At 67.3% G+C, this 23,244-nt stretch carries 20 protein-coding genes and 1 tRNA gene; 13 read left to right on the forward strand and 8 right to left on the reverse strand.

What is annotated here, in order from left to right; translation table 11 throughout:
- Positions 1-21 precede the first annotated feature (21 nt).
- The 6 genes from kdpE (at position 22) to AC3WLE_RS22915 (ending at position 5,545) form a co-directional block, all read left to right on the forward strand.
- Positions 22-717, forward strand: coding sequence for a two-component system response regulator KdpE (gene kdpE, locus AC3WLE_RS22890; protein ID WP_492319839.1), 696 nt, complete (start codon positions 22-24; stop codon positions 715-717).
- Between the two features lie 172 nt (positions 718-889).
- Positions 890-1,279 carry a cupin domain-containing protein gene (locus AC3WLE_RS22895; protein WP_492319840.1) on the forward strand — a complete coding sequence of 130 codons (390 nt, stop codon included), beginning with the start codon at positions 890-892 and terminating at the stop codon, positions 1,277-1,279.
- Between the two features lie 50 nt (positions 1,280-1,329).
- Positions 1,330-2,307: a Bug family tripartite tricarboxylate transporter substrate binding protein gene (locus AC3WLE_RS22900; protein WP_013957395.1), complete on the forward strand. Its 978-nt coding sequence runs from the start codon at positions 1,330-1,332 to the stop codon at positions 2,305-2,307.
- A gap of 59 nt (positions 2,308-2,366) precedes the next feature.
- Complete coding sequence (locus tag AC3WLE_RS22905) at positions 2,367-3,533, forward strand: acyl-CoA dehydrogenase family protein (RefSeq protein WP_010814652.1); 1,167 nt, start codon at positions 2,367-2,369, stop codon at positions 3,531-3,533.
- A gap of 12 nt (positions 3,534-3,545) precedes the next feature.
- Positions 3,546-4,709: a CaiB/BaiF CoA transferase family protein gene (locus AC3WLE_RS22910; RefSeq protein WP_492356203.1), complete on the forward strand. Its 1,164-nt coding sequence runs from the start codon at positions 3,546-3,548 to the stop codon at positions 4,707-4,709.
- A gap of 68 nt (positions 4,710-4,777) precedes the next feature.
- Positions 4,778-5,545: an IclR family transcriptional regulator gene (locus AC3WLE_RS22915; RefSeq protein WP_492319842.1), complete on the forward strand. Its 768-nt coding sequence runs from the start codon at positions 4,778-4,780 to the stop codon at positions 5,543-5,545.
- A 138-nt stretch (positions 5,546-5,683) separates the two neighbouring features.
- Here AC3WLE_RS22915 and AC3WLE_RS22920 read toward each other — a convergent pair.
- The 3 genes from AC3WLE_RS22920 to fdxA all read right to left on the reverse strand — a co-directional run bounded on the left by AC3WLE_RS22920 (position 5,684) and on the right by fdxA (position 7,512).
- Positions 5,684-5,759, reverse strand: a tRNA-Asn gene (locus AC3WLE_RS22920).
- A 242-nt stretch (positions 5,760-6,001) separates the two neighbouring features.
- Entirely contained in the window at positions 6,002-7,111 is a 1,110-nt protein-coding gene (locus tag AC3WLE_RS22925; RefSeq protein WP_010814655.1) for an NAD(P)/FAD-dependent oxidoreductase, read from the reverse strand.
- Positions 7,112-7,188: 77 nt separating this feature from the next.
- Positions 7,189-7,512 (reverse strand): ferredoxin FdxA, encoded by a 324-nt coding sequence (fdxA, locus tag AC3WLE_RS22930; protein WP_010814656.1) that lies wholly within the window; start codon positions 7,510-7,512, stop codon positions 7,189-7,191.
- 312 nt (positions 7,513-7,824) lie between these two features.
- Between fdxA and AC3WLE_RS22935 the strand changes: the two genes are divergently transcribed.
- The 6 genes from AC3WLE_RS22935 to AC3WLE_RS22960 all read left to right on the forward strand — a co-directional run bounded on the left by AC3WLE_RS22935 (position 7,825) and on the right by AC3WLE_RS22960 (position 14,535).
- Positions 7,825-8,388 (forward strand): hypothetical protein, encoded by a 564-nt coding sequence (locus tag AC3WLE_RS22935; RefSeq protein WP_492319844.1) that lies wholly within the window; start codon positions 7,825-7,827, stop codon positions 8,386-8,388.
- A gap of 75 nt (positions 8,389-8,463) precedes the next feature.
- The gene (gene pncB, locus AC3WLE_RS22940) at positions 8,464-9,642 is read left to right on the forward strand and encodes a nicotinate phosphoribosyltransferase (RefSeq protein ID WP_492319845.1); all 1,179 of its coding nucleotides are present in this window, start codon (positions 8,464-8,466) and stop codon (positions 9,640-9,642) included.
- 109 nt (positions 9,643-9,751) lie between these two features.
- Positions 9,752-10,438, forward strand: coding sequence for a LutC/YkgG family protein (locus AC3WLE_RS22945; RefSeq protein WP_492319846.1), 687 nt, complete (start codon positions 9,752-9,754; stop codon positions 10,436-10,438).
- A gap of 157 nt (positions 10,439-10,595) precedes the next feature.
- Positions 10,596-12,020, forward strand: a complete 1,425-nt coding sequence (locus tag AC3WLE_RS22950; RefSeq protein ID WP_492319847.1) for a sodium:proton antiporter — start codon at positions 10,596-10,598, stop codon at positions 12,018-12,020.
- A 4-nt stretch (positions 12,021-12,024) separates the two neighbouring features.
- Complete coding sequence (locus AC3WLE_RS22955; protein ID WP_492319848.1) at positions 12,025-13,020, forward strand: 2-hydroxyacid dehydrogenase; 996 nt, start codon at positions 12,025-12,027, stop codon at positions 13,018-13,020.
- Between the two features lie 27 nt (positions 13,021-13,047).
- Entirely contained in the window at positions 13,048-14,535 is a 1,488-nt protein-coding gene (locus AC3WLE_RS22960; RefSeq protein ID WP_492356204.1) for a DNA recombination protein RmuC, read from the forward strand.
- A 78-nt stretch (positions 14,536-14,613) separates the two neighbouring features.
- On the opposite strand, the gene AC3WLE_RS22965 is transcribed toward AC3WLE_RS22960, so the two are convergent.
- From AC3WLE_RS22965 to AC3WLE_RS22985, 5 genes are all read right to left on the reverse strand, one after another.
- A complete protein-coding gene (locus tag AC3WLE_RS22965; RefSeq protein ID WP_010814663.1) occupies positions 14,614-14,895 on the reverse strand; it encodes a hypothetical protein in 282 nt (93 codons plus the stop codon).
- A 194-nt stretch (positions 14,896-15,089) separates the two neighbouring features.
- Positions 15,090-16,379, reverse strand: a complete 1,290-nt coding sequence (moeA, locus tag AC3WLE_RS22970; protein WP_492356205.1) for a molybdopterin molybdotransferase MoeA — start codon at positions 16,377-16,379, stop codon at positions 15,090-15,092.
- A gap of 6 nt (positions 16,380-16,385) precedes the next feature.
- Complete coding sequence (mobA, locus tag AC3WLE_RS22975; RefSeq protein WP_492356206.1) at positions 16,386-16,985, reverse strand: molybdenum cofactor guanylyltransferase MobA; 600 nt, start codon at positions 16,983-16,985, stop codon at positions 16,386-16,388.
- 20 nt (positions 16,986-17,005) lie between these two features.
- On the reverse strand, positions 17,006-18,130 hold the full coding sequence (gene moaA / locus AC3WLE_RS22980) for a GTP 3',8-cyclase MoaA (RefSeq protein ID WP_492356207.1): 1,125 nt from the start codon (positions 18,128-18,130) through the stop codon (positions 17,006-17,008).
- Between the two features lie 220 nt (positions 18,131-18,350).
- Positions 18,351-21,425, reverse strand: a complete 3,075-nt coding sequence (locus AC3WLE_RS22985; protein WP_492356208.1) for an Rne/Rng family ribonuclease — start codon at positions 21,423-21,425, stop codon at positions 18,351-18,353.
- A 793-nt stretch (positions 21,426-22,218) separates the two neighbouring features.
- Here AC3WLE_RS22985 and AC3WLE_RS22990 point away from each other — a divergent pair.
- Entirely contained in the window at positions 22,219-23,223 is a 1,005-nt protein-coding gene (locus AC3WLE_RS22990; RefSeq protein WP_492356209.1) for an RluA family pseudouridine synthase, read from the forward strand.
- The last annotated feature ends 21 nt before the right edge of the window (positions 23,224-23,244 follow it).

Consider the following 23,244-nt stretch of genomic DNA (forward strand, 5'->3'; position numbering starts at 1 on the left):
CTTTCAAGGATCCGACGCGTCATGCCATTCGAGTTTTCGCCCACGGTGCTGCTGGTGGAAGACGAGCCCCATATCCGCCGCTTCGTGCGCGCGGCGCTGCAGGACGAGGGCTGCACCGTGCACGAGGCCGAGTCGCTGCAGCGCGGACTGATCGAGGCCGGCACGCGCCAGCCGGACCTGGTGATCCTGGACCTGGGGCTGCCGGATGGCGACGGCGTATCGATGATCGGCGACCTGCGCACCTGGACCGAAGTGCCGGTGCTGGTGCTGTCGGCGCGCACCGGCGAGGCCGAGAAGATCCGCGCGCTCGACGCCGGCGCCGACGACTACCTGACCAAGCCCTTCGGCGTGGGCGAGCTGGTGGCGCGCCTGCGCGTGCTGCTGCGCCGCCATGTGCGTGCCGGCGCGCAGGGGCGGGCGCAGGTGGCGTTCGGCGAGATCGCCGTGGACCTGGCCAACCGCCAGATCACGCGCGCGGGGGTGCCGGTGCACCTGACGCCGATCGAGTTCCGGCTGCTGGCCGTGCTGCTGGCGCATCGCGGCAAGGTCATGACCCACCGCGAACTGCTGCGCGAGGTGTGGGGGCCGGCGCATGCCGACAGCAGCCAGTACCTGCGCGTCTACATGGGGCACCTGCGGCACAAGCTGGAAGCCGACCCGGCCCAGCCTGCCTACCTGCTGACCGAGATTGGGGTGGGCTACCGCTTCGCCGGCTGATCGCCGGGTAACTCAAAGAAGCACTTTTTTGCCGATCACGCGCCGCGTGAGGATGGCGCTCGCCCCTCGCATTCACTCCCGGTAAACCCGCAACGACGTCGAAATCATTTGACGCGTAAATTCAAGTAGATAAACTATTATTCATAAATATGAATTCAGGCAGGAGCGCCGCATGCAGGACCAACCCGTCTATTTCATCTCGACCGACGAGGTCGAGGGCTACCACCCCGCCAACCATGTCGGCACCCTCAACCGCCGGCTGATCGGCCCCGAGACCGTCGGATCGCGGCACCTGGAAGTGATCCACGGCACCATCGAGAAGGGCAAGGGCGCGCTGCCGCATGCGCATCCCGGCATCGAGCAGGTCTGCTACGTGCTCGAAGGCCGCGCCGTGGCCGAGGTCGGCGGCCAGCGCAAGGAACTGGGCCCTGGCGACTGCTGCTTCTTCCCGCCGGACCAGATGCATGTGTTCACCGTGGTCAGCGACGAGCCGGCCAAAATTCTGGTCATCTATTCCCCGCCATATGGGGAATCCCCCGAGCGCGTGATACGGCCCGCATAAGACGCGGCTGGTCACGGCAAGGGATTGAACAACTACAGGAGACAACCACCGTGAAGTCCTTCAGGAATGCCTTTGCCAGCCTGGTGCTCGGGTGCACCGCGGCGCTGGCCGCCACCCCGGCGCTGTCGGCCGATGAATTCCCGTCCAGGCCGCTGCGCCTGGTGGTGCCGTTCGCTGCCGGCAGCGGCACCGATGCCGTGGCCCGCCTGACCGCCAAATACCTGGGCGAGGCGCTGCAGCAGCCGGTGGTGGTGGATAACAAGCCCGGCGCCAACGGCACCATTGCCGCCGAGTTCGTGGCCAAGGCCCCGGCCGATGGCTACACGCTGTTCATGACCACCAACACCACGCATTCGGCCAACCCGTCGCTGATGAAGCAGCTGCGCTATGACCCGGTCAAGGATTTCACGCCGGTCTCGCGCATGGGCAACCTGCCGTTCATGCTGGTGGTCAATCCGGCGCTGCCGGTGAAGACGCTGCGTGAGTTCATCGACTATGCCAAGGCGCATCCGGGCCTGAGCTATGCCAGCGGCAACAGCACCGGCATCGTCTCGGGCGCCACGCTGTCGAAGATGGCCGGCCTGAACATGCTGCACGTGCCATACAAGAGCACGCCGCCGGCGATGACCGATGTGATGGGTGGCCAGGTGCAGGCGATGTTCGTCGACTTTGCCGCGGGCATCGCCAACGTGCGCGCCGGCAAGCTGCGCGCGCTGGCGGTGACCACCGCGCAGCGCAGCGCGCTGCTGCCCGACCTGCCGCCGCTGGCGAGCGTGCCGGAGCTGAAGGGTTTCGACGTGACCTCATGGAACGGCGTGTTCGCGCCGGCCGGGGTGCCGGCGCCGGTGGTGCAGCGGCTCAATCGTGAGCTGGTTGCCATCGCCACCAGCAAGCAGCATGCGCCGCAGTTCCACGCGCTGGGCTTCGAGCCGTTCGGCAGCACGCCGGCCGAGCTCAGCCAGTTTGTCGTGGCCGAGCTGCAGAAGTGGTCGCGGCTGGTGAAAGACGCTGGCATCCAGCCGGAATAGGCGCTCTTCGGGCAACCATCAGGCAACCAACAAGACAACGACATCAGGCAGGTAACGCTATGAATTTCGACCTCTCCGAAGAACAGGCATCCATCGTCGAGGCCGTGCAGCAGGTCTGCACGCAGTTCGACATGGAATACTGGGACCGCCTGGACAAGTCCGGCACCTATCCGCACGAGTTCTACAAGACGCTGTGCGAGGGCGGGTGGCTGGGCGTGGCGATGCCCGAGGCCTTCGGCGGCGCGGGCCTGGGCATCCTGGAGGCGGCGCTGGTGATGCAGACCATCTCGCAGTCGGGCGCTGGCATGACCGGCGCTTCGGCGGTGCATATGAATGTGTTCGGCCTGAACCCGGTGGTGGTGTTCGGCACCGACGAGCAGAAGGGCCGCTTCCTGCCGCCGCTGATCGCCGGCCAGGAGAAGGCCTGCTTCGGCGTGACAGAGCCCGACGCGGGCCTGGACACCACCAAGCTCAAGACCTTTGCGCGCAAGGTGCCGGGCGGCTATTCGGTGAGCGGGCGCAAGATCTGGATCTCGACCGCGCAGGTGGCCGACCGCATGCTGCTGCTGGCGCGCACCACGCCGCTGGAGTCGGTGAAGAAGTCGACCGAAGGGCTGTCGCTGTTCTACACCAAAGTCGACCGCAGCAAGATCGAGATTCGCGAGATCGACAAGATGGGCCGCGCCGCCGTCGATACCAACATGCTGTTTATCGACGACCTGTTCATCCCGGAGGAAGACCGCATCGGCGAAGAGGGCAGGGGCTTCGAATACATCCTGCACGGACTGAACCCGGAACGCATCCTGATCGCTGCCGAGGCCATCGGCCTGGGCCGCGCGGCGCTGGCCATCGCCACGCAGTACGCCAAGGAGCGCGTGGTGTTCGGCCGTCCCATCGGCATGAACCAGGGCGTGCAGCATCCGCTGGCGCAGGCCTGGATGCAGCTGGAGTCGGCCAACCTGATGATGCTCAAGGCCGCGGCGCGCTATGACGCCGGCCAGTCCTGCGGCGCCGAGGCCAACACGGCGAAGTACCTCGCCGCCGAGGCTGGCCATAACGCGTGCCAGACCGCGATCCTGACGCTGGGCGGCATGGGCTACTCGCGCGAGTACCGCGTCGAGCGGCTGCTGCGCGAGTCCTATATTCCGCGCATCGCGCCGGTCAGCCCGCAGCTGATCATGTGCTTTATCGCCGAGCGCGTGCTGGGTTTGCCCAAGTCGTACTGAGCGGGAGCGACGATGCCAAACGAGCAAGCGCAGGCAAGCGCGGCCACCGGGCCGCTGGCCGGCATCCGCGTGATCGACATGACCTCGGTCGCGATGGGCCCGTATGCCACCCAGATCCTCGGCGACATGGGCGCCGAAGTCATCAAGGTCGAGCCGCCCGCCGGCGATGTGTTCCGCCACGCCGAGCCGGCGCGGCACGCGGCCATGGGCGCCAGCTTCCTGAACCTGAACCGCAACAAGCAGTTCGTGGTGCTGGACGTGAAGCAGCCCGATGACCTCGCCGCGCTGAAAGCCCTGATCGCCACGGCCGATGTCTTTGTCTCCAACGTGCGGCCGCAGTCGCTGCGCAAGCTTGGGCTGGACTATGCGTCGCTGCGCGCGGACCATCCGCGGCTGATCTACTGCGGCGCTTATGGCTATTCGGAGGAGGGGCCCTACGCAGGCGCGCCGGCCTTCGACGACATCATCCAGGCGCGCAGCGGCATGGCGCAGTTCCAGGGTGCGAACTCGAACGAAGGCCCGCAGTACGTCAACACCATCCTGGCCGACAAGGTGGCCGGGCTGACCGTGGCCTACGCGATCCCGATGGCGCTGTACGAGCGCGAGCGTTCCGGCCAGGGCCAGGCCATCGAGGTGCCGATGTTCGAGACGCTGGTGTCTTTCCTGGCCGCGGAGCAGCTGGCCGGACAGACCTTTGTCCCATCGCTCGGGCAGGCCGGCTATCCGCGCGTGATGTCGGCGCACCGCAAGCCCTATCGCACGCGCGACGGACATATTGCGCTGCTGCCCTATACCAGCGCCCAATGGCTGCGTTTTTTCGATGTGTCAGGCCATGCGGAGCTGGCGCAGGATCGGCGCTATGCCACACCGGCCGCGCGCAGCGCCAATATCGACGCGCTCTACGCCACGCTGGCCGAGATCGTCGCGCAGCGCACCACGGCCGAATGGCTGGACCTGCTGCGTGATGCCGATATCCCGCACAGCGAAGTGCCGCATTTCGACAGCCTGGCCGCCGACCCGCACCTGCGCGCCACCGGCATGATGTTCGAATACGACCATCCCAGCGAAGGCCGGCTGCGTGGCGTGGGCATCCCGACACGCTTCTCGCGCACGCCCGGCAATATCCGCAGCTGGCCGCAGGCGTTGCCCGGGCCAGGCGGCGCGGAGGGCGGCTGACACCCTTGCCGGCCGACTCCGCCGCGTACAATCCCGGCCAACAGATATTGAAGTCGAGGAAGCCAACGATGGCAGAACACGAACCGGCAGAAAAATCGGGTCACGCCAGCGTCAAGACCGCGCTGCGCGTGATCGAGATCATGGAGATCTATGCGCGCGAAGGGCGCTCGCTGACGCTGACCGAGCTGGCCAGGCTGCTGGGCGCGCCGATGTCGAGCTGCCTGGGGCTGATCCGCACGCTGGCCTCGCTCGGCTACCTGTACGAGACCGGCCGCCGCCAGGGCTACTACCCGACGCGCCGTCTGCTCGACATTGCCCAGCGCATCGCCCGCAACGACCCGCTGCTCGAACGCGTGCAGCCGGTGCTGGAATCGCTGCGCGACACCACCGGCGAAACCGTGATCTTCGGCAAGCTCCAGGATGACGGCCGCGTGCTGTACCTGGAGGTGCGGGAGTCCGGCAATCCGGTGCGCTATATCGCCGCGCCGGGCGAGCTGCGCGATGCGCACGTGAACTCGATCGGCCGCGCCATCCTTGGCACGATGCCGGCGGACAGCCGCGCCGAACTGCTGGCTGGCGTGTCGTTTGCCTCGCGCACGGGGCGCACGGTGGACTCGCTGCGCGTTTTCGAAGCCGCCATGCAGCAATGGCAGGCGCAAGGCTGGTATCCGAACTTTGGCGAGTCGTTTCCTGACCTCGGCGCGATCGCCATCCCGGTGGCCATTGGGGGCGTGACCTATGGCATGTCCGTGGCGGGGCCGCTGCATCGGATCGAGGCCAATGCCGACGCCATTGTCGTGGCGCTGAAGGCCGCTGGCGGTTCGCTGCAGGGATAAATGGGAGAGGGCAGGCGTTGCGGCGGCCCGCAGGCTGTCGTGACGGCTGTCGAGGGAGGACAAGATCGAAGCGCGTTGCGCGAACCGAAGCCCAAAACGAAAAAGCCCGGTGCGTTTGCACCGGGCTTCCGTATCGGTTGGCTCCCCGACCTGGGCTCGAACCAGGGACCTGCGGATTAACAGTCCGTCGCTCTACCGACTGAGCTATCGGGGAACAGCTGAGAAAGAGATTATAGCCAGTTTCTCTTTTCTTCGTCAACACCTTTTCGACATTTTGTTCTTGTCAGAAGGTCTCTGGAAGCTTCCGGCTTGCTGCCTGCCGTACGGTGCGAAGGGCATCTCTGCCGGCTTCGTGCCGCCGTGTCGAACAGCGAGGCCGCATTATAGCTACGGTTTTGGGTTTGTGCCAGAAAAAAACCGCCTCGCGGCGGTTTTTTTCTGCGGCACTCGCTCGGCTCAGTCGAACACCGGCGAATCCACGCCGAGGATCTTGTGCAGCTTCGGCGAGGTGGTGGTGTACTGCATGTGGATTTTCTTCTCGGGGAAGATATACGGCGCGGCACCGAACGCGGCCAGCGCGGCCTCGTGGAAGCCCGACAGGATCAGCTTCTTCTTGCCGGGGTAGGTGTTGATGTCGCCCACAGCGAAGATGCCCGGGATATTGGTCTCGAACTTCTCGGTGTCCACCTTGATCTGCTTGCGCTCCAGGTCCAGGCCCCATTCGGCGATCGGGCCGAGCTTGGGCGACAGGCCGAAGAACACCAGCAGGTCATCCACCGGCAGGCGGCGGGTCACGCCGTCGGCGCCCGTCACCTTGATCTCGGTGAGCACGCCGTCCTTCTCTTCATAGCCGCCGACCTGGCCGACCAGGAACTGCATTTCCATCTGTTCGCATAGTTCCTTCATCTTGGCGACCGAGGCCGGCGCGGCGCGGAAGCCGTCGCGGCGGTGGATCATCACCACCGACTCGGCCTTGCCGACCAGGTCCAGCGTCCAGTCCAGCGCCGAGTCACCGCCGCCGATGATCACCAGGTTGCGGCCATGGAAGCGGCTCGGGTCCTTGACGCGGTAGAACAGCTGCTTGCCGTCGAACTTGTCGATGCCCTCGACCTTCAGCGTGCGTGGCTGGAACGAACCCACGCCCGCGGCGATAAAGATGGTCTTGGTGATGAAGCGGGTTCCGAGCGAGGTCTCGACGAAGAAGCGGCCGTCTTCGCGGCGCTCCACGACGGCGACTTCCTGGCCCAGGTGGAAGGTGGGCTCGAACGGCTCGATCTGCTTGAGCAGGTTGTCGGTCAGTTCCTGGCCGGTGCAGATGGGCACCGCCGGGATGTCGTAGATGGGCTTGTCCGGATAGAGCTCCACGCACTGGCCGCCGACCACCTTCAGGGAATCGATGACATGTGCCTTGATTTCGAGCAGGCCCAGTTCAAAGACCTGGAACAGGCCCACCGGGCCGGCACCGACGATCAGCGCATCGATCTCCTGCGGCTGGCCGCCTGCAGGGCTGCCGCCGTCGACCTGCTTGGTCGTGTCGGCGACGGGATTTGGAATGCTCAAGTCCATATTCGTCCTGATACGTTTGCGTGGGCCGCTTGTGCCCGGTGTTGCGGAAAGCGCGTGGGGATGGCTTTCTTGTTCTGTCAGCGCTGCAGGTACTGCAGCTTGTCAGTGGCGTCCTTCCACTCCTCGGCCTCGGCCAGCGGGGCCTTGGTCTTGGTGATGGAGGGCCAGTTGCGGGCCAGCTCGGCGTTCAGGTCGATGAACTGCTGCTGGTCGCCCGGCACGTCTTCCTCGGCGTAAATGGCGTTCACCGGGCATTCGGCCACGCACACGGCGCAGTCGATGCACTCATCCGGGTCGATAGCCAGGAAGTTGGGGCCTTCGCGGAAACAATCGACCGGACACACGTCAACGCAGTCTGTGTAGCGGCAACGGATGCAGGATTCGGTGACAACGTGAGTCATTTCGGTTCCAGGAAAACAGGTCGGCTTTTAATGGGAAACTGTGGGGCCGCTTCTTGCCGGCGGACGCCGCATCCACCGCATGGTGCCGCATGGCAGCATGGGCTGGGCGAGCGCCGGCCGAGGCCTTTCGGAAAGCGATATTGTAGCCGAGGCTTCTGGCAAGAATAGCGGGTCTATATAGCCGGATCAGATAGTTTTCTTATTTCTTTATGTACTTTTGATTTAACGCATGGCGGCCAGCTGGCACGTCGGCCCGCCAGCGGGCATGATGAGGCCGCCAGCAGTCACTTGCATCCGTGCCGGGAGACCCGTATGCCACGCCAGCCTTGCCTTGCCAGCCTGCGGCACCATGCCGCGATGCGCCGGATCTTCGCCCCCATTGCTGTGCTGCTGACGGCATTTCTGGCGCCGATCGGGTCGGTTGCCGCCCAGACCCTGGCCCAGTCGCCGGGAATGGCCGACAGCGTGGTGTCGCGCCTGGTGGCGTGGCGCGCGCGTACCGATGCGCCGGTCGCGCTGCCGGCGCTGACCGCGTTCGACTGGGACCACTTCAGCGTGACCGATTCGCCCGCGGGCGATGCCATTGCCCATTGCGGCCGGGCCGGCCTGATGCCGTGCGGGCCGCAACTGCAGCCGCAGCCGGACGACCGGGTGCAGGTGCTGCGCTTCGAGCGCGCCGGGACCCTGGTCTACACCGAGCGCATCATGGCCGGCGACGGCGCCTTTGCCGAGCCGCTGCCGCAGCGGGTGCCGCGCGCCGCCGCCACGCTGGTGTCGTGCCCCGGTACCGACGGCCGCCAGTTGTGGTGCCTGCAGGGCAGGGCCAGGGGCAGGGAGGCGCCGCGGCAGCCACAGCCCTTCCTCGATGGTGGTTGAGCGGCAAGAGTGGCCGGGTGCGGCCAGACTTCGGTTAGCATGACGTACTGACCCGGCATCGCCGTCTGGCCCGCTATGATCATCCCGTCCCTGCTCGACACCGACCTGTACAAATTCACGATGATGCAGGTGGTGCTGCATCAGTTCCCGCAGGCGCAAGTGGAATACCGCTTCAAGTGCCGCAACGCGGGCGTCGATCTGACGCCCTATATCGATGAGATCCGCGCCGAGGTGGCACACCTGTGCCAGTTGCGCTTCACCGACGACGAGCTCGCCTACCTGCGCGGCCTGCGCTTTATCAAGAGCGATTTCGTCGACTTCCTCGGCCTGTTCCACCTGAACGAGAAATATGTCTCGGTGCGGCCGTCCCCGCAGGGCAACGGCGAGATCGAGATCTCGATCATCGGCCCGTGGCTGCATACCATCCTGTTCGAAGTGCCGGTCCTGGCGATCGTCAACGAGGTCTATTTCCGCCGCACCCAGCCCAGGCCCGACCAGGCCGAAGGCCGCCGCCGGCTGGACCACAAGCTGGCCTTGCTGAAGACGCCCGAGCTGGCCGATTGCGTGATCGCTGACTACGGCACGCGCCGGCGCTTTTCGCGCGAATGGCAGGAAGAGGTGCTGCTGACCATGCGGCGCCTGCTCGGGCCGCAGCTGGCCGGCACCAGCAACGTCCACTTTGCCCGCCTGCACAATATGGTGCCGCTGGGCACGATGGCGCATGAATACCTGCAGGCCTGCCAGGCACTGGGCCCGCGGCTGCGCGATTCGCAGGTGTACGCGCTGGAGCGCTGGGCGCGCGAGTACCGCGGCGACCTGGGCATCGCGCTGTCGGATACCTACGGCTTCGATGCCTTCCTGCGCGACTTCGACCTGTATTTCTGCAAGCTCTTCGACGGCGTGCGCCATGATTCCGGCGACCCGATGCTGTGGGGCGAGCGCATGGTCGCCCACTATGCCGCCAACCGCGTCGACCCGCGCACCAAGACGCTGATCTTCAGCGACAGCCTCGACATCCCGCGCGTGATCGAGCTGTACGAGCGCTTCCATGGCCGCTGCCGGCTGGCCTTTGGCGTCGGCACCAACCTGACCAACGACCTTGGCTATACCCCGCTGCAGATCGTGATCAAGATGGTGCGCTGCAACGGGCAGCCGGTGGCCAAGCTGTCGGACACGCCGGAAAAGACCATGTGCGACGATCCCGGCTACCTGTCCTACCTGCGCCAGGTGTACTCGGTTCAGCCCGCGGCGTAGCAAAATTCAACACCTTGCGCCGGCCATCGCATGCTCTGCATGCGGCGGGCGCCACTATAATCGGCGCATCGCGCGTTCGCCGCGCTTTGCGCTTCTCCAGCCAGGCCTTATGGAAACCAACGACGCCCGCGACCGCATCTTTGCCCGCATCCGTGCTGCCCAGGGCAGGCCGACCCGGCCGAGCGCGGGCGAGCGCGAGGCCGTGGCCGACTACCTGGCGCGCCACCCGCAGGGCCCGCGCCCGGCGGTGGCCGCCGACCTGGCCGAGGCCTTCCTGACGCAGGCCCAGCGCATGGCCTCGACCGTCGACCGCGTGGCGAGGATGGACGAGGTGCCCGCCGCCACCGCGCGCTTTCTCGACAGCCTGAACCTGGTCCACCGTGCCGTGGCCTGGGATGCGCTGGGCCCGCTGCCGTGGCAGGCCGCGGGGCTGGCGGTGGAATGCCGACCGCCGGTGCGCGAGGTCGAGGCCGACCACGATCATGGCGACCTGGTCGGCATCACCGGCTGCTTCTGCGCGATTGCCGAGACCGGCTCGCTGATGCTGCTGTCGGGCCCGGCCACCTTTGCCTCGGCCGCGCTGCTGCCCGAGACCCACTTGGCGGTGGTGCCGCGCTCGCGCATCGTCGCCGGCCTGGAAGACGCCTTTGCGCTGGTACGCAGCGAGCGCGGCGAACTGCCGCGCGCCACCAATATCATCAGCGGGCCTTCGCGCACGGGCGATATCGAGCAGACCATCGTGCTCGGCGCCCATGGCCCGTACCGCGTGCATGTGATCCTGGTCGACGAGGCCTGAACCCGCGGCTTTTGCCGCACGGAATGCGATGCACCACCCATGCCGGAAGCTCCGGGGCAAGAGGTGCTTGAATTACACTTGCAGGCTTGCCTGCGTGCCGCGGCTTCGTGCCGGCGGTGCGCCAATGAATGCTGCATTCCCGAGGAGATCCTGCCTGATGCGACGTGCCTCCGTGCTGTTGCCGCTGCTGGCCGTGCTGGCCGCCTTTCCCGCCGTCGGCCGTGCCGCGGACCTTGACGGGGCGTCGCTGTCCTCGCTGTGGGGGCTGCCGTTCGCCGGCATCCTGCTGTCGATCGCGGTGTGGCCGCTGGTTGCACCCAAGTTCTGGCACCACCACTACGGCAAGATCGCCGCGGGCTGGGGGCTGCTGTTCCTGCTGCCGTTCGCGGCAGCGTTCGGCACGCATGCGGCCGCGGCCAGCGCGGTGCACGCGCTGCTGGCCGAGTACATCCCGTTCATCGTTCTGATCGCCTCGCTGTATATCGTGGCCGGCGGCATCTGCGTGCGCGGCAACCTGCACGGCACGCCCGGGCTCAATACCGGCATCCTGGCGCTGGGCACGCTGCTGGCCAGCTTCATGGGCACCACCGGCGCGGCCATGCTGCTGATCCGGCCGCTGCTGCGCGCCAATGACAACCGCCGCCACGTGGCGCACGTGGTGGTGTTCTTTATCTTCCTGGTGGCCAATGCCGGCGGCTCGCTGACGCCGCTGGGCGATCCGCCGCTGTTCCTGGGCTTCCTGAAAGGCGTGGACTTCTTCTGGACCATGCGCAACATCTTTCCGGAGACGGTCTTTATCTGCGTGGTGCTGCTGGGGCTGTTCTACCTGCTCGACCGTCACTACTACCGGAACAAGGAAGAGGAACTGCCGCCGCGCAGCGACCCCACGCCGGACTCGGGCGGCATCGCCATCGAGGGCAAGTTCAACTTCGTGCTGCTGCTGGCCGTGATCGGCCTGGTGCTGATGAGCGGGCTGTGGCAGCCGGGCATTTCGTTCGATGTCCTGGGCACCGAGGTGCCGCTGCAGGCCGCGGTACGCGATGCGCTGCTGGTGGTGGTGGCGGTGGTGTCGCTGCTGGTGACGCCGCAGACGGCGCGCACCGGCAATGAATTCAACTGGGAGCCGATCCTGGAGGTCGGCAAGCTCTTTGCCGGCATCTTCCTGACCATCATCCCGGTCATCGCCATGCTCAAGGCCGGCACCGACGGCGCCTTTTCCGGCGTGATCCGCGCGGTCAGCGACAGCAACGGCCAGCCGGTCGACAGCATGTACTTCTGGGCCACCGGCCTGCTGTCGTCGTTCCTGGACAACGCGCCGACCTACCTGGTGTTCTTCAACACCGCCGGCGGCGACGCGGCCACGCTGATGACGCGCGATGCCTCGACCCTGGCCGCGATCTCGGCCGGGGCCGTGTTCATGGGCGCCAATACCTATATCGGCAATGCCCCCAACCTGATGGTCAAGGCCATTGCCGAGAACCGCGGCGTGCGCATGCCGAGCTTCTTCGGCTACATGCTGTATTCGGGCATCTTCCTGATGCCGCTGTTCGTCATCATGACCTTCCTTTTCTTCCGAGTGTGATGCCATGAAGCCGTCTGTCCTGGTCACCCGCGCCATCTATCCCGAAGTCATCGCGCACCTGGCGCAGTATTTCGATGTCGACGACAACCAGCAGGACGCGGTGCTCGACGCCGCCGCGCTGAAGGCGCGCCTGGCGGGCAAGGCCGGCGTGCTGGCCAACGCCGCCGACCGCATCGACGGCGACGTGGTCGCCGCTCTGCCGGCGCTGCGCGCGGTGTGCAATATGGCGGTCGGCTACAACAACCTGGACGTGCCGGCGCTGACGGCCGCCGGCATCGTCGCCACCAATACGCCGGACGTGCTGACCGAGACCACCGCCGACTTCGGCTGGGCCCTGCTGATGGCCACCGCGCGCCGCGTGACCGAGGCCGAGCACTACCTGCGCGCCGGCAAGTGGCAGCGCTGGAGCTACGACATGCTGGTCGGCATGGACCTGTACGGAAGCACGCTCGGCATCCTCGGCATGGGCCGCATCGGCCAGGCGCTGGCGCGCCGCGCGAGCGGCTTTGGCATGAGCGTGCTGTACCACAACCGCAGCCAGCTGCCGGCGGACACCGAGCGCGCGCTCAACGCGCGCTATGTCAGCAAGGAAGACCTGCTGCGCCAGTCCGACCACCTGCTGCTGGTGCTGCCCTATGGCCCGCAGAGCCACCACGCCATCGGCGCCGCCGAGCTGGCACTGATGAAGCCGACCGCGACGCTGGTGAACCTGGCGCGCGGCGGCATCGTCGACGATGCCGCGCTGGCGCAGGCGCTGCGCGACAAGCGCATCTTCGGCGCCGGCCTGGATGTGTTCGAGGGCGAGCCCAGCGTCAATCCGGATCTGCTGACGGTGCCCAACGTCGTGCTCACGCCGCATATCGCCAGCGCCTCCGAGAAGACCCGCCGTGCGATGGCGATGCTGGCCGCCGACAACCTGATCGCCGCGCTCGACCAGGGCCCGCAGGCCGGCCATCCGCCCACCGTGATCAACCCCGACGTCATGTCGCGGCGCCGCTAAGCCTGCCATCCACCTGTTTCCTGCTGCATGACCCTGATTCCGTTCCTGACGCTGGCCGTGGCGCTGCTCGCGGTCGTCCTGCTGGTCATCGTCCTGCTGCGCCAGCAGGCTGCCTCGCCGGGGGCCGAGCTTGGCCGGCAACTGGCCGACATGCGCGCGGAAAGCGCGCGCGGCATGGAGCGGCTGGAGCGGGAGTTGCGCACCGACGTGGCCGACGCCGCGCGCGGCAGCCGCGACGAGTCGGCGCAGCAGATGCTGCGCTTCCAGCAGGCGCTGTCGTCGCAGCTGACGGGCGTCGCCACGCTGCAGAACAACCAGATCGACACCTTCGCGCAGCAACTGGCCAAGCTGACCGAGACCAACACCCAGCAGCTCGAGCAGGTGCGCCAGCACCTGATGCTGCAGGCCCAGCAGGCGCGCGACGAGCAGGCCGGCACGCTGCGCCGCTTCGGCGACGGGCTGCAACAGCAGCTGGCGCAGATGTCCGAAGCCAACGAGCGGCGCCTGGCCGAAGTGCGCGCCACGCTGGAGAAGAAGCTGCAGGACATCGAGGCCAACAACGCCGCCAAGCTTGAGGAAATGCGCCGCACTGTCGACGAGAAGTTGCATGCCACGCTGGAGCAGCGCCTGGGCGAGTCCTTCCGGCTGGTGTCGGACCGGCTCGAGCAGGTGCACCGCGGCCTGGGCGAGATGCAGGTGCTGGCGCAGGGCGTGGGCGACCTGAAGAAGGTGCTGACCAATGTGAAGTCGCGCGGAACCTGGGGCGAAGTCCAGCTGGAAATGCTGTTGGAGCAGATGCTGACGCCGGAGCAGTACGGCAAGAATGTCGAGACCGTGCGCAACTCGGGCGCGCGGGTGGAGTTCGCGATCCGGCTGCCGGGCAAGGCCGCGGGTGGCGACAATGCGCCGGTCTGGCTGCCGGTCGACGCCAAGTTTCCCAAGGAACAGTACGAGCGCCTGGTGGACGCGCAGGAGCGGGGCGACCCGAACGGCGTGCTCGCTTTTGGCCGCGAACTGGAAGTGGCGCTGCGGCGCGAGGCCCAGACCATCGCCGAGAAATACCTGTCGCCGCCCCAGACCACGGATTTCGCCATCCTGTTCCTGCCGACCGAGGGGTTGTACGCCGAGGTGCTGCGGCGTCCGGGCCTGACCGACCTGATGCAGCGCGACTACCGTGTGACCGTGGCCGGACCGACCACGCTGACCGCGCTGCTGAACAGCCTGCAGATGGGTTTCCGCACGCTGGCGCTGGAGAAGCGCTCAAGCGAGGTGTGGGAGGTGCTGGGCGCGGTCAAGACCGAGTTCGGCAAGTTCGGCGACGTGCTGGCCAAGACCCGCGATACGCTGGAACGCGCCGCGCGCAACATCGAGCAGGCCGAAGTGCGCACGCGCCAGATGGCGCGCAAGCTGCGTACGGTGGAAGCGCTGCCGGGCGAGGCCGCGCAGCAGGTGCTTGGCCTCAATGCAGCAGAAGCGGCGGACGCGCCGGAGGCCGCCGAAGACAACGGCGGCTGAACGCGCGGCAGGGAAGGGTCAGGGCAAGCCCCCGCGGGGGCTTGCGGATTGCTGCCGGCCTGGGCGCCGGCGCGCTGCTCAGCGCTCGTCTTCGGGCGCCAGTTCGCGCACGTGGACTTCAATGCCGCCGAAGCGGGCGGCCACCCAGTTGTAGGCCTTGCAGGCCAGCCACAGCAGGCCGAAGCCGATCAGCGCATTCAGGATGATTGCGCTGAAGACCGTGATGGCGGGCAGGTCACCGTAGCGGACGAAGGTGACAAACAGGCCCAGCGACACGATCGGCAGCGAGAAGCACAGGTAGACCAGCACCAGCGCGCGGGCGGTCTTGACGGGGTGGAGGTAGGCGATCTCCTGATTCATGACGGGGGATACTCGAATGGTTCTGAATCGTGCGCCAAGTGTAGCGATTGGCCGATGCCAAGCATAGCCCGCCGGCGGCGGGGGCGGGCGAAAGCCCCGTGCCGGCTGTGCTATGGCCGCAAATGTGCGGCACAAAAACGACACATTGCTACCGGCGTGTGGCAAGCGCTTGCGTGCAGCGCCTGCCGGTCCGGCTAGACCAGTCCGTCGAACAGCATCACCTCGACCGCATCGCCGGCCTTGACCGAGTCCTGTTCATGGCCGAGCACGATAAAGCAGTTGGCCTCGCTCATCGAGCGCAGCACGCCCGAGCCCTGCTGGCCGGTGATACGCACTTCCCACTGGCCGTCGCCGGCGCGCGCCAGGATGCCGCGCTGGTACTCGGTGCGGCCGGGCTTCTTGCGGATGGCTTGCGCGCTGCGCACGCGCAGCAGCGGCAGCGGTGCCACGCTGGCGCCCATCAGCCGCTGCAGCGCGGCGCGCACGAAGTGGTAGAAGGTGACCATCACCGCCACCGGGTTGCCCGGCAGCCCGAACAGCAGCGCGTCGCGGCCGTTGGAATTGATGCGGCCGAAGGCCATCGGCCGGCCCGGGCGCATCGCGATCTTCCAGAACGTGACATCGCCCAGGCGCGCCATGATCTGCTTGGTGTAATCGGCCTCGCCGACCGAGACGCCGCCGGAGGTGATGACCGCGTCGGCGGTCTCGCAGGCGGTGCGGAAGGCGGCTTCGAGCGCCTCGGGGTTGTCGCGTACCACGCCCATATCGAGAAGGTCGACGTTCATCCGGCGCAGCATGCCGTGCAGCGTATAGCGGTTGGAGTCATAGACGCAGCCGGGATCGAGCGGCTCGCCGATCGAGCGCAGCTCGTCGCCGGTGGAGAAGAACGCGACGCGCAGGCGCCGGCGCACGCGCACCTCGGCCACGCCCAGCGAGGCCAGCAGGCCCAGGTCGGCCGGCTGGAGGATGCGCCCGGCCTGCAGCGCGGCCTGGCCGCGCGCCAGGTCTTCGCCGCGCAGGCGCCGGTTGTCGCCGGTGCGCACGCAGTCGGCGGCAAAGCGGATGCGCGCGCCGTCGTCCACGGCTTCGACGAATTCCTGCGGCACCACGGTGTCGCAGCCGGCCGGCATCACCGCGCCGGTCATGATGCGCACCGCCTGCGCCGCCGTGGGCGCCAGCGCCCCGGCGCCGCCGGCGAAGGCGCTGCCGATGACTTCCAGCTCGACCGTGGCGGTCTGCGCGGCAGCCAGCGCGGCACCCTGGAAGGCATAGCCGTCCATTGCCGAGTTGTCATGCGCCGGCACGTTGATGGCCGAGACGATGTCCTCGGCCAGCACGCGGTCCAATGCGCTGCGGATCGGCAACTGCTCGACGCCGCGCACCGGCTCGACCACCTCGCCGATGATGCGGTTGGCCTGGTCCACCGACAGGGCGGTGGGGTCGTAGTCGGAAAGGCAGGAGATGACGGATTGCAGGGTGGGCATGGTGGCTCAGCGCGTTTCGTGCGTGCGCAGTTCGTCCAGGGTGTTGATATTGGCAAAGGCCGCGGCGTCGTCGAACAGCACTTCGGCCAGGCGGTGCGAGGCGGCCCAGGTCTCGATCTTGCGGCCGCCGCCGGAAAGATAAGCCACCAGGCTGTCGAGCGCACTGACCGGCATCAGGCAGAACACAGGTTGGGTCTGGCGCCGGCCGTCTTCGTCCAGCGTGACGGGGATCGCCAGGTCCGCGCCTTCGGCCTCGATCGCCTGCGCCAGGCGTGCCACCAGGTCGGTCGGCAGGAACGGCGAATCGCAGGGCGCGGTCACCATCCACGGCGTGGCGCATTGCTCCAGGCCGGCCAGCATCCCCGCCAGCGGGCCGGCAAAGTCGGGCACGGTGTCGGTGTAGACCGGCACGCCGAAGGACTCATAGGCGGCCAGGTTGCGGTTGGCATTGATCATCAGCCCGCCCACCTGGGGGGTAAGCCGCATCATCGTGTGCATGGCCATCGGCGTGCCGCGCAGGGGCTGCAGGCCCTTGTCGGTGCCGCCCATGCGGCTGCCCCTGCCGCCTGCGAGGATCAGGCCGGTGATGTCGTCGCGTGCAATCATGGATTGTGTGTGCGGCGGGGTCAGCCGCCGATATAGGACATCTCGATCTTGCGCTCGGCACGCCTGGCGCGCACCGTCGGGTCGCTGCGCTGCTCGGAATAATTGTCGGTGCGGCCCTGCCACACCTGCGCAATCGCATTGGAGATTTCCAGGTCGCTGTAGCCGCCGCGCAGCAGCGCGCGCAGGTCGAAGCCTTCGGTGGCGAACAGGCACAGGTAGAGCCGGCCTTCGGTGGACAGCCGGATGCGGCTGCAGTCGCCGCAGAAGGCGTGGGTGACGCTGGAGATCACGCCGACCTCGCCGCTGCCGTCGCGGTAGCGCCAGCGCTCGGCGGTTTCGCCGGAGTAGTTGGCCTGCACCGGTTCGAGCGGGAATTCCGCATCGATGCGCTTGACCACCTCGGCGGACGGCAGCACTTCATCCATCTGCCAGTGGTTGCTGGCGCCCACGTCCATGAACTCGATAAAGCGCAGGATGATGCCGCTATTGCGGAAGTGGCGCGCCATCGGCACGATTTCCTGGTCATTGGTGCCGCGCTTGACCACCATGTTGACCTTGATCGGCGCCAGCCCCACGGCCTGCGCGGTCTCGATGCCGTGCAGCACGTCGGCGACGGCGAAGTCCACGTCGTTCATGCGGCGGAAGGTGGCGTCGTCGATCGCGTCCAGGCTGACGCTGACCCGCGTCAGTCCCGCGTCGCGCAGGGCGCGCGCCTTGCGCGCCAGCAGCGAGGCGTTGGTGGTGAGCGTCAGGTCCAGCGGCTTGCCCGAGACCGTCTCGATCTTCGCCAGCATCTCCACCAGGTGCTCGATATTCTTGCGCAGCAGCGGCTCGCCGCCGGTCAGGCGGATCTTCTCGACGCCGTGGGCGACGAACAGGCGCGCGGTGCGTTCGATCTCCTCGAAGCTCAGCAGCTCGGAGTGCGGCAGGAAGGTGTAGTCCTTGTCGAAGACTTCCTTCGGCATGCAGTACACGCAGCGGAAGTTGCAGCGGTCCGTCACCGAGATGCGCAGGTCATGCAGCGGCCGGCCGCGGGTGTCCGCCACCAGGCCGGTCGGGGGAGCCAGCTTGCCGGGAATGCTGGGCGTCATCGAGCGGTAGCGATGGTCGCGCAGGTCGAAAATCGGAATGACGGATTCGGTCATGGCCTGTGGGTGGGCACGGCGTCCGGGGAGCGGCCTGGCGGCGGGGCCAAATCAGGGGCGCTCGAGGACCGGATGCATTCTGCTGCCATTCTAGCCGAGGCGGGGGCGGGGCACCCGCATCCCCCGGTGATGGCGGGGATTCATCCGGGCGGCGGCCCATGAAAAAAGGGGACGGCGTGGCCGTCCCCTTCCTGCTTTGGCTGCGGTGCAGCGGCAACGCTTACTGCTGCGATGCCATCTCCACTTCGCGGCCACCGGTTTCCACCAGGATCATCGGACCGTGGGGCAGCGGCGGCAGCGCCTTGCGCTCGCGCTGCACGCGCGGGGCGGGCGCGATGCGGGCGGCGGCTTCCTGGGCCGAACGCAGCTTGTCGCTGTCGGTATGGACCCATTGCAGGCCGGCGGTGGCCAGCATCGATTCCAGCTTCTCCAGCGCTGCGGGGGTGGCCGGCGCTGCTGCAACGACCGGGGTTGCCGGGGTGAACACCTCGGCCGGTGCGGCTTCGGCCACAGGGGCGATGACCGGTGCAGCGGCAGGTGCCGGCACCACCGGAGCCGCTTCGACGGCCACGCTTGCGGTGGTCTCGACGATCGCTTCGGCGGCAACGGCTTCCGTGACGGCGGCGGCGACCGGGGCAGCTTGCTCGGACGCGGGCTCGGCAACCGGCGCGGTCACCGGGGCTGCCTCGGCGACCGGCGCGGGCGTCACGTCTTCCGGCACGGCGATGCGGATCGCTTCGACGGCCTCGGCTGCTGCGGCCACGGCCACGGCAGCTTGCGGTGCGGGCTCGGCCGGCATGGCGGCTTCAGCGCGCACCGGGGCCACGCCTTCGGCAGCGGCGGCTTCTTCGTCGCCTTCGCCCTGGGCACCTTGCACCGACTCGTCGCGCTCGCGGCGATAGCGGTTGCGGCCACGGCGGTTGCGGCGGCGGCGCTCTTCGCCCTCAGCGGTCTCGGCGGCGCTTTCGGCACCTTCCGGCAGCTCGGCGCGGACGGCTTGCGTCTCTTCGGTCACGGCCTGCGGCAGCACGCCCAGCGCCTGGGCGGCGGCGATGGCTTCCGGCTGCGGTGCTTCACCGGCTTCGGCTTCGCGCAGTTCGCTGCGTTCGCGCTGGCGTTCACGCTGGCGCTCGCGGCGTTCCTGGTTGCGGTCGCGGCGGCCTTCCTGACGGCCCTCGACGCGCTCGCCCTGGGCGCGCTCGGCTTGCACCGCCTCGCCCTGGCGTGCCAGGGCCGGGGTGGCCTGGCCTTCACCTTGCTGGCGCGGCTGGCGGCCCTGGCGTTCGCCACGGCCCTCGCGTTGCTCGGCGCGCTCGGCACCCTGGCGTTCACCACGTTCCGCGCGCTCGGCACGGTCGCCGCGCTGGCCGCGGCCCTGGCGCTCGCCACGCTCCGCTCGCTCACCACGCTCCGCGCGGTCGCCACGCTCACCACGCTGGCCACGGCCTTCGCCGCGCTGGCCGCGCTCGCGCCGGCCTTCGGCGCTGCGGGCCTCAGTGGCAACCGCCGGCTTGGCCGGTTCCACCACCGGCGGGGTTGCCGGACGGGCACCGAACAGGCCCTTCAGCCAGGCGATGAAACCGCCGCTGACCACAGGCTGGGTGGCCGGCACGGGCGGGGCGACCGGGGCTTCCGGCTTGGGTGCGCGCTCGGGGCGCGGCACCGACACCGGGGCCGGTTGTTCCGGGGTGATGCCCTTGACCGCGGCTTCCTGGCGCGGCTTGGCTTCTTCCTTGCGGCGGCTGCTGTAGCTGGTGTCGGCTTCCAGTTCCTTGGCGGCGGCCTCGGCCATGCGGTAGCTGGCGGTGCTTTCTTCCAGGCGCGGGTCGTCGTGGCGCAGGCGCTCCAGCTTGTAGTGCGGCGTTTCCAGGTGCTTGTTGGGGATCAGCAGCACATTGACCTTGAAGCGCAGCTCGATCAGGTTGATTTCCTGGCGCTTCTCGTTCAGCAGGAAGGCGGCCACTTCCACCGGCACCTGGCAGTGGATCGCGGCGGTGTTTTCCTTCATCGCCTCTTCCTGGATGATGCGCAGCACCTGCAGGGCGGACGATTCGGTATCGCGGATATGGCCGGTGCCGTTGCAGCGCGGGCAAGTGATGTGCGAGCCCTCCGACAGGGACGGGCGCAGGCGCTGGCGCGACAGCTCCATCAGGCCGAAGCGGCTGATCTTGCCCATCTGCACGCGCGCGCGGTCGTGGCGCAGCGCGTCCTTCAGGCGCGTTTCCACGTCCTTCTGGGCCTTGCCCGACTCCATGTCGATGAAGTCGATCACGATCAGGCCGCCCAGGTCGCGCAGGCGCAACTGGCGGGCGATCTCGTCGGCGGCCTCGAGGTTGGTGCGCAGCGCGGTTTCCTCGATGTCGGCGCCCTTGGTGGCGCGGGCCGAGTTCACGTCCACGGAGACCAGCGCCTCGGTGTGGTCGATCACGATGGCGCCACCCGAGGGCAGCATCACCATGCGCGAGTAGGCCGACTCGATCTGGTGCTCGATCTGGAAGCGCGAGAAGAGCGGCACGTCGTCGCGGTACTTCTTCACGCGGTTCATGTTGTCAGGCATCACCACGCTCATGAAGGCGCGGGCCTGTTCGTAGATCTCGTCGGTGTCGATCAGGATCTCGCCGATATCCGGCTGGAAGTAGTCGCGGATGGCGCGGATGACCAGGCTCGATTCCAGGTAGATCAGCAGCGGGGCCTTGTTGTCGCCGGCGGCGCCGTCGATGGCCTTCCACAGTTGCAGCAGGTAGTTCAGGTCCCACTGCAGTTCCTCGGCCGAGCGGCCGATGCCGGCGGTCCGGGCGATGATGCTCATGCCTTCCGGCACGGTCAGCTGCGCCATGGTCTCGCGCAGTTCCTGGCGGTCCTCGCCCTCGATGCGGCGCGACACGCCGCCGCCGCGCGGGTTGTTGGGCATCAGCACCAGGTAGCGGCCGGCCAGCGAGATAAAGGTGGTCAGGGCCGCGCCCTTGTTGCCGCGCTCTTCCTTCTCGACCTGGACGATCAGTTCCTGGCCTTCATGCAGGGCATCCTGGATGCGCGCGTTGCGCACGTCGATGCCTTCCTTGAAGAAGGCGCGGGCTACTTCCTTGAACGGCAGGAAGCCGTGGCGTTCTTCGCCGTAGTTGACGAAGCAGGCTTCCAGCGAGGGTTCGATGCGGGTGATGACACCCTTGTAGATGTTGCCCTTGCGCTGTTCGCGCCCGGCAGTCTCGATGTCGATATCGATCAGTTTCTGACCGTCGACGATGGCGACGCGCAATTCCTCCTGTTGCGTCGCGTTGAACAGCATGCGTTTCATCGCAGTACCTCACTCCAGTGTCGCGGGTGGCACCGTCTGGGCGGTGTCCGCGGCGATCTATGGAGCACGCGAGGGAGCGAGCGAGGCGCGAGAATTGCCGGAAAGCGCCGCTGCGCGGGATAGGCGAGCGGCTGGGCGCGGGTGAAAGAGAGCGATGACGTCGGGGTAACGTCCGCGGGGCAGGAGAGAACACCGGAGGCTGCTCTTGCGCAGACATCCGGCGCGTTCCCGTGCCGGAGGCGATGCTGAACGCCGGCGCAACCGGCGCCGGCGGCATCGCGGCCGGCCGCGGAAGGCCTAGACGCGTCAAAGAGCAAATTTTTCGGACACGGCATGGTTGCCGTTGCTGCCTGACTACTCCTGGCGGGCGCACCTACTACTTCTTGGAATTCTGCGACCGGGCGCCGGTATTTCCAGTCAGGCGGCAGGCTAACCTGCCGGCCGGCACCGTTTCCCGGTGCGGGCAGGACTTCTCTCACCGAAGCGGATGCCGGCAGTGGCATCCGCCTTTAAATTCTGTTTTACCTGAACACTCAGTTCCCACGTCACCGCCTGCCTCGCCGAAGCCTCCTTTGGGCGACTTCCTGCATGCCGGCGGCACCGTGCGTGCTGCTTTTTACTGCCATTTGCCCGTCTGGCGCTTGGCGGAACGCAAAGTTGCGGGAGACGGGCGGGGTTGGCGGCAACCCCAAGTGTAGAATGCAAAAAATCCAGGAAAACTCGAAGATTAATCGCTTACACAGGTCTTGCGCTGCCGGCCACAAGCCGGGACAGCGAGGAAATTATATTGAAAATGAATGAGTTACGCCATCAAATTGAAAAGGCTGCCGAAGCTGCGCCGGCCAGCCCACAGGTGGCGTATGTCACGATTGACGAAGGCTCGGAAGGTCAGCGCATTGACAACTTCCTGCTGAAGGTGGCCAAGGGCGTGCCCAAGAGCCATATCTACCGGGTGCTGCGTTCGGGGGAAGTTCGCGTCAATAAGGGCCGGATCGATGCCACTTATCGCTTGCAGTCGGGTGATGTAGTGCGCATTCCGCCAATGCGGGTGGCGAATTCGGCGCAATCGGACAATGCCCGGCATGTGCCGGCGGGCGAGTTCCCGGTGCTGTTTGAAGATGCCCAGCTACTGGTGATCAACAAGCCGGCCGGCGTGGCCGTGCACGGCGGCTCGGGCGTGGCCTTCGGCGTGATCGAGCAATTGCGCCGGTCGCGGCCCCAGGCCAAGTTCCTGGAACTGGTGCATCGGCTCGATCGCGAGACCTCCGGCATCCTGGTGCTGGCCAAGAAGCGCTCGGCGCTGGTCCACCTGCACGAGCAGATTCGCGGCAGCGCGATGGACAAACGCTATTTCGCCTGCGTGGCCGGCGAATTCCCGAACGCGCGCCAGCACGTGAAGCTGCCGCTATATAGGTACAGCACGCCGGACGGCGAGCGCCGGGTGCGGGTGCAGGCCGACGGGCTGGCCTCGCACACCGTGTTCAACCGGGTCGAGGCCTTCCAGGGCTTCACCCTGCTGGAGGCCGAGCTGAAGACCGGCCGTACCCACCAGATCCGCGTCCACCTGGCCCACTCGGGTTTCCCGATCGTCGGCGACGAAAAATATGGCGACTTCTCGCTGAACAAGGCACTGGCGCGTTCTGGCGCGAGGCCGGGCCTCAAGCGCATGTTCCTGCACGCCCACCGGCTGGTGTTTATCCACCCGGCCACGGGCGAGCCGCTGGCGGTGGAAGCGCCGCTGCCCGACGAGTGCGTCGGATTCCTGCAACAATTGCGTGAACTGCATGCCCCGGAGTAGGGTAGTGCATCAAACGCCACA

The organism is Cupriavidus sp. FW306-1B-F12B, from assembly GCF_058781795.1.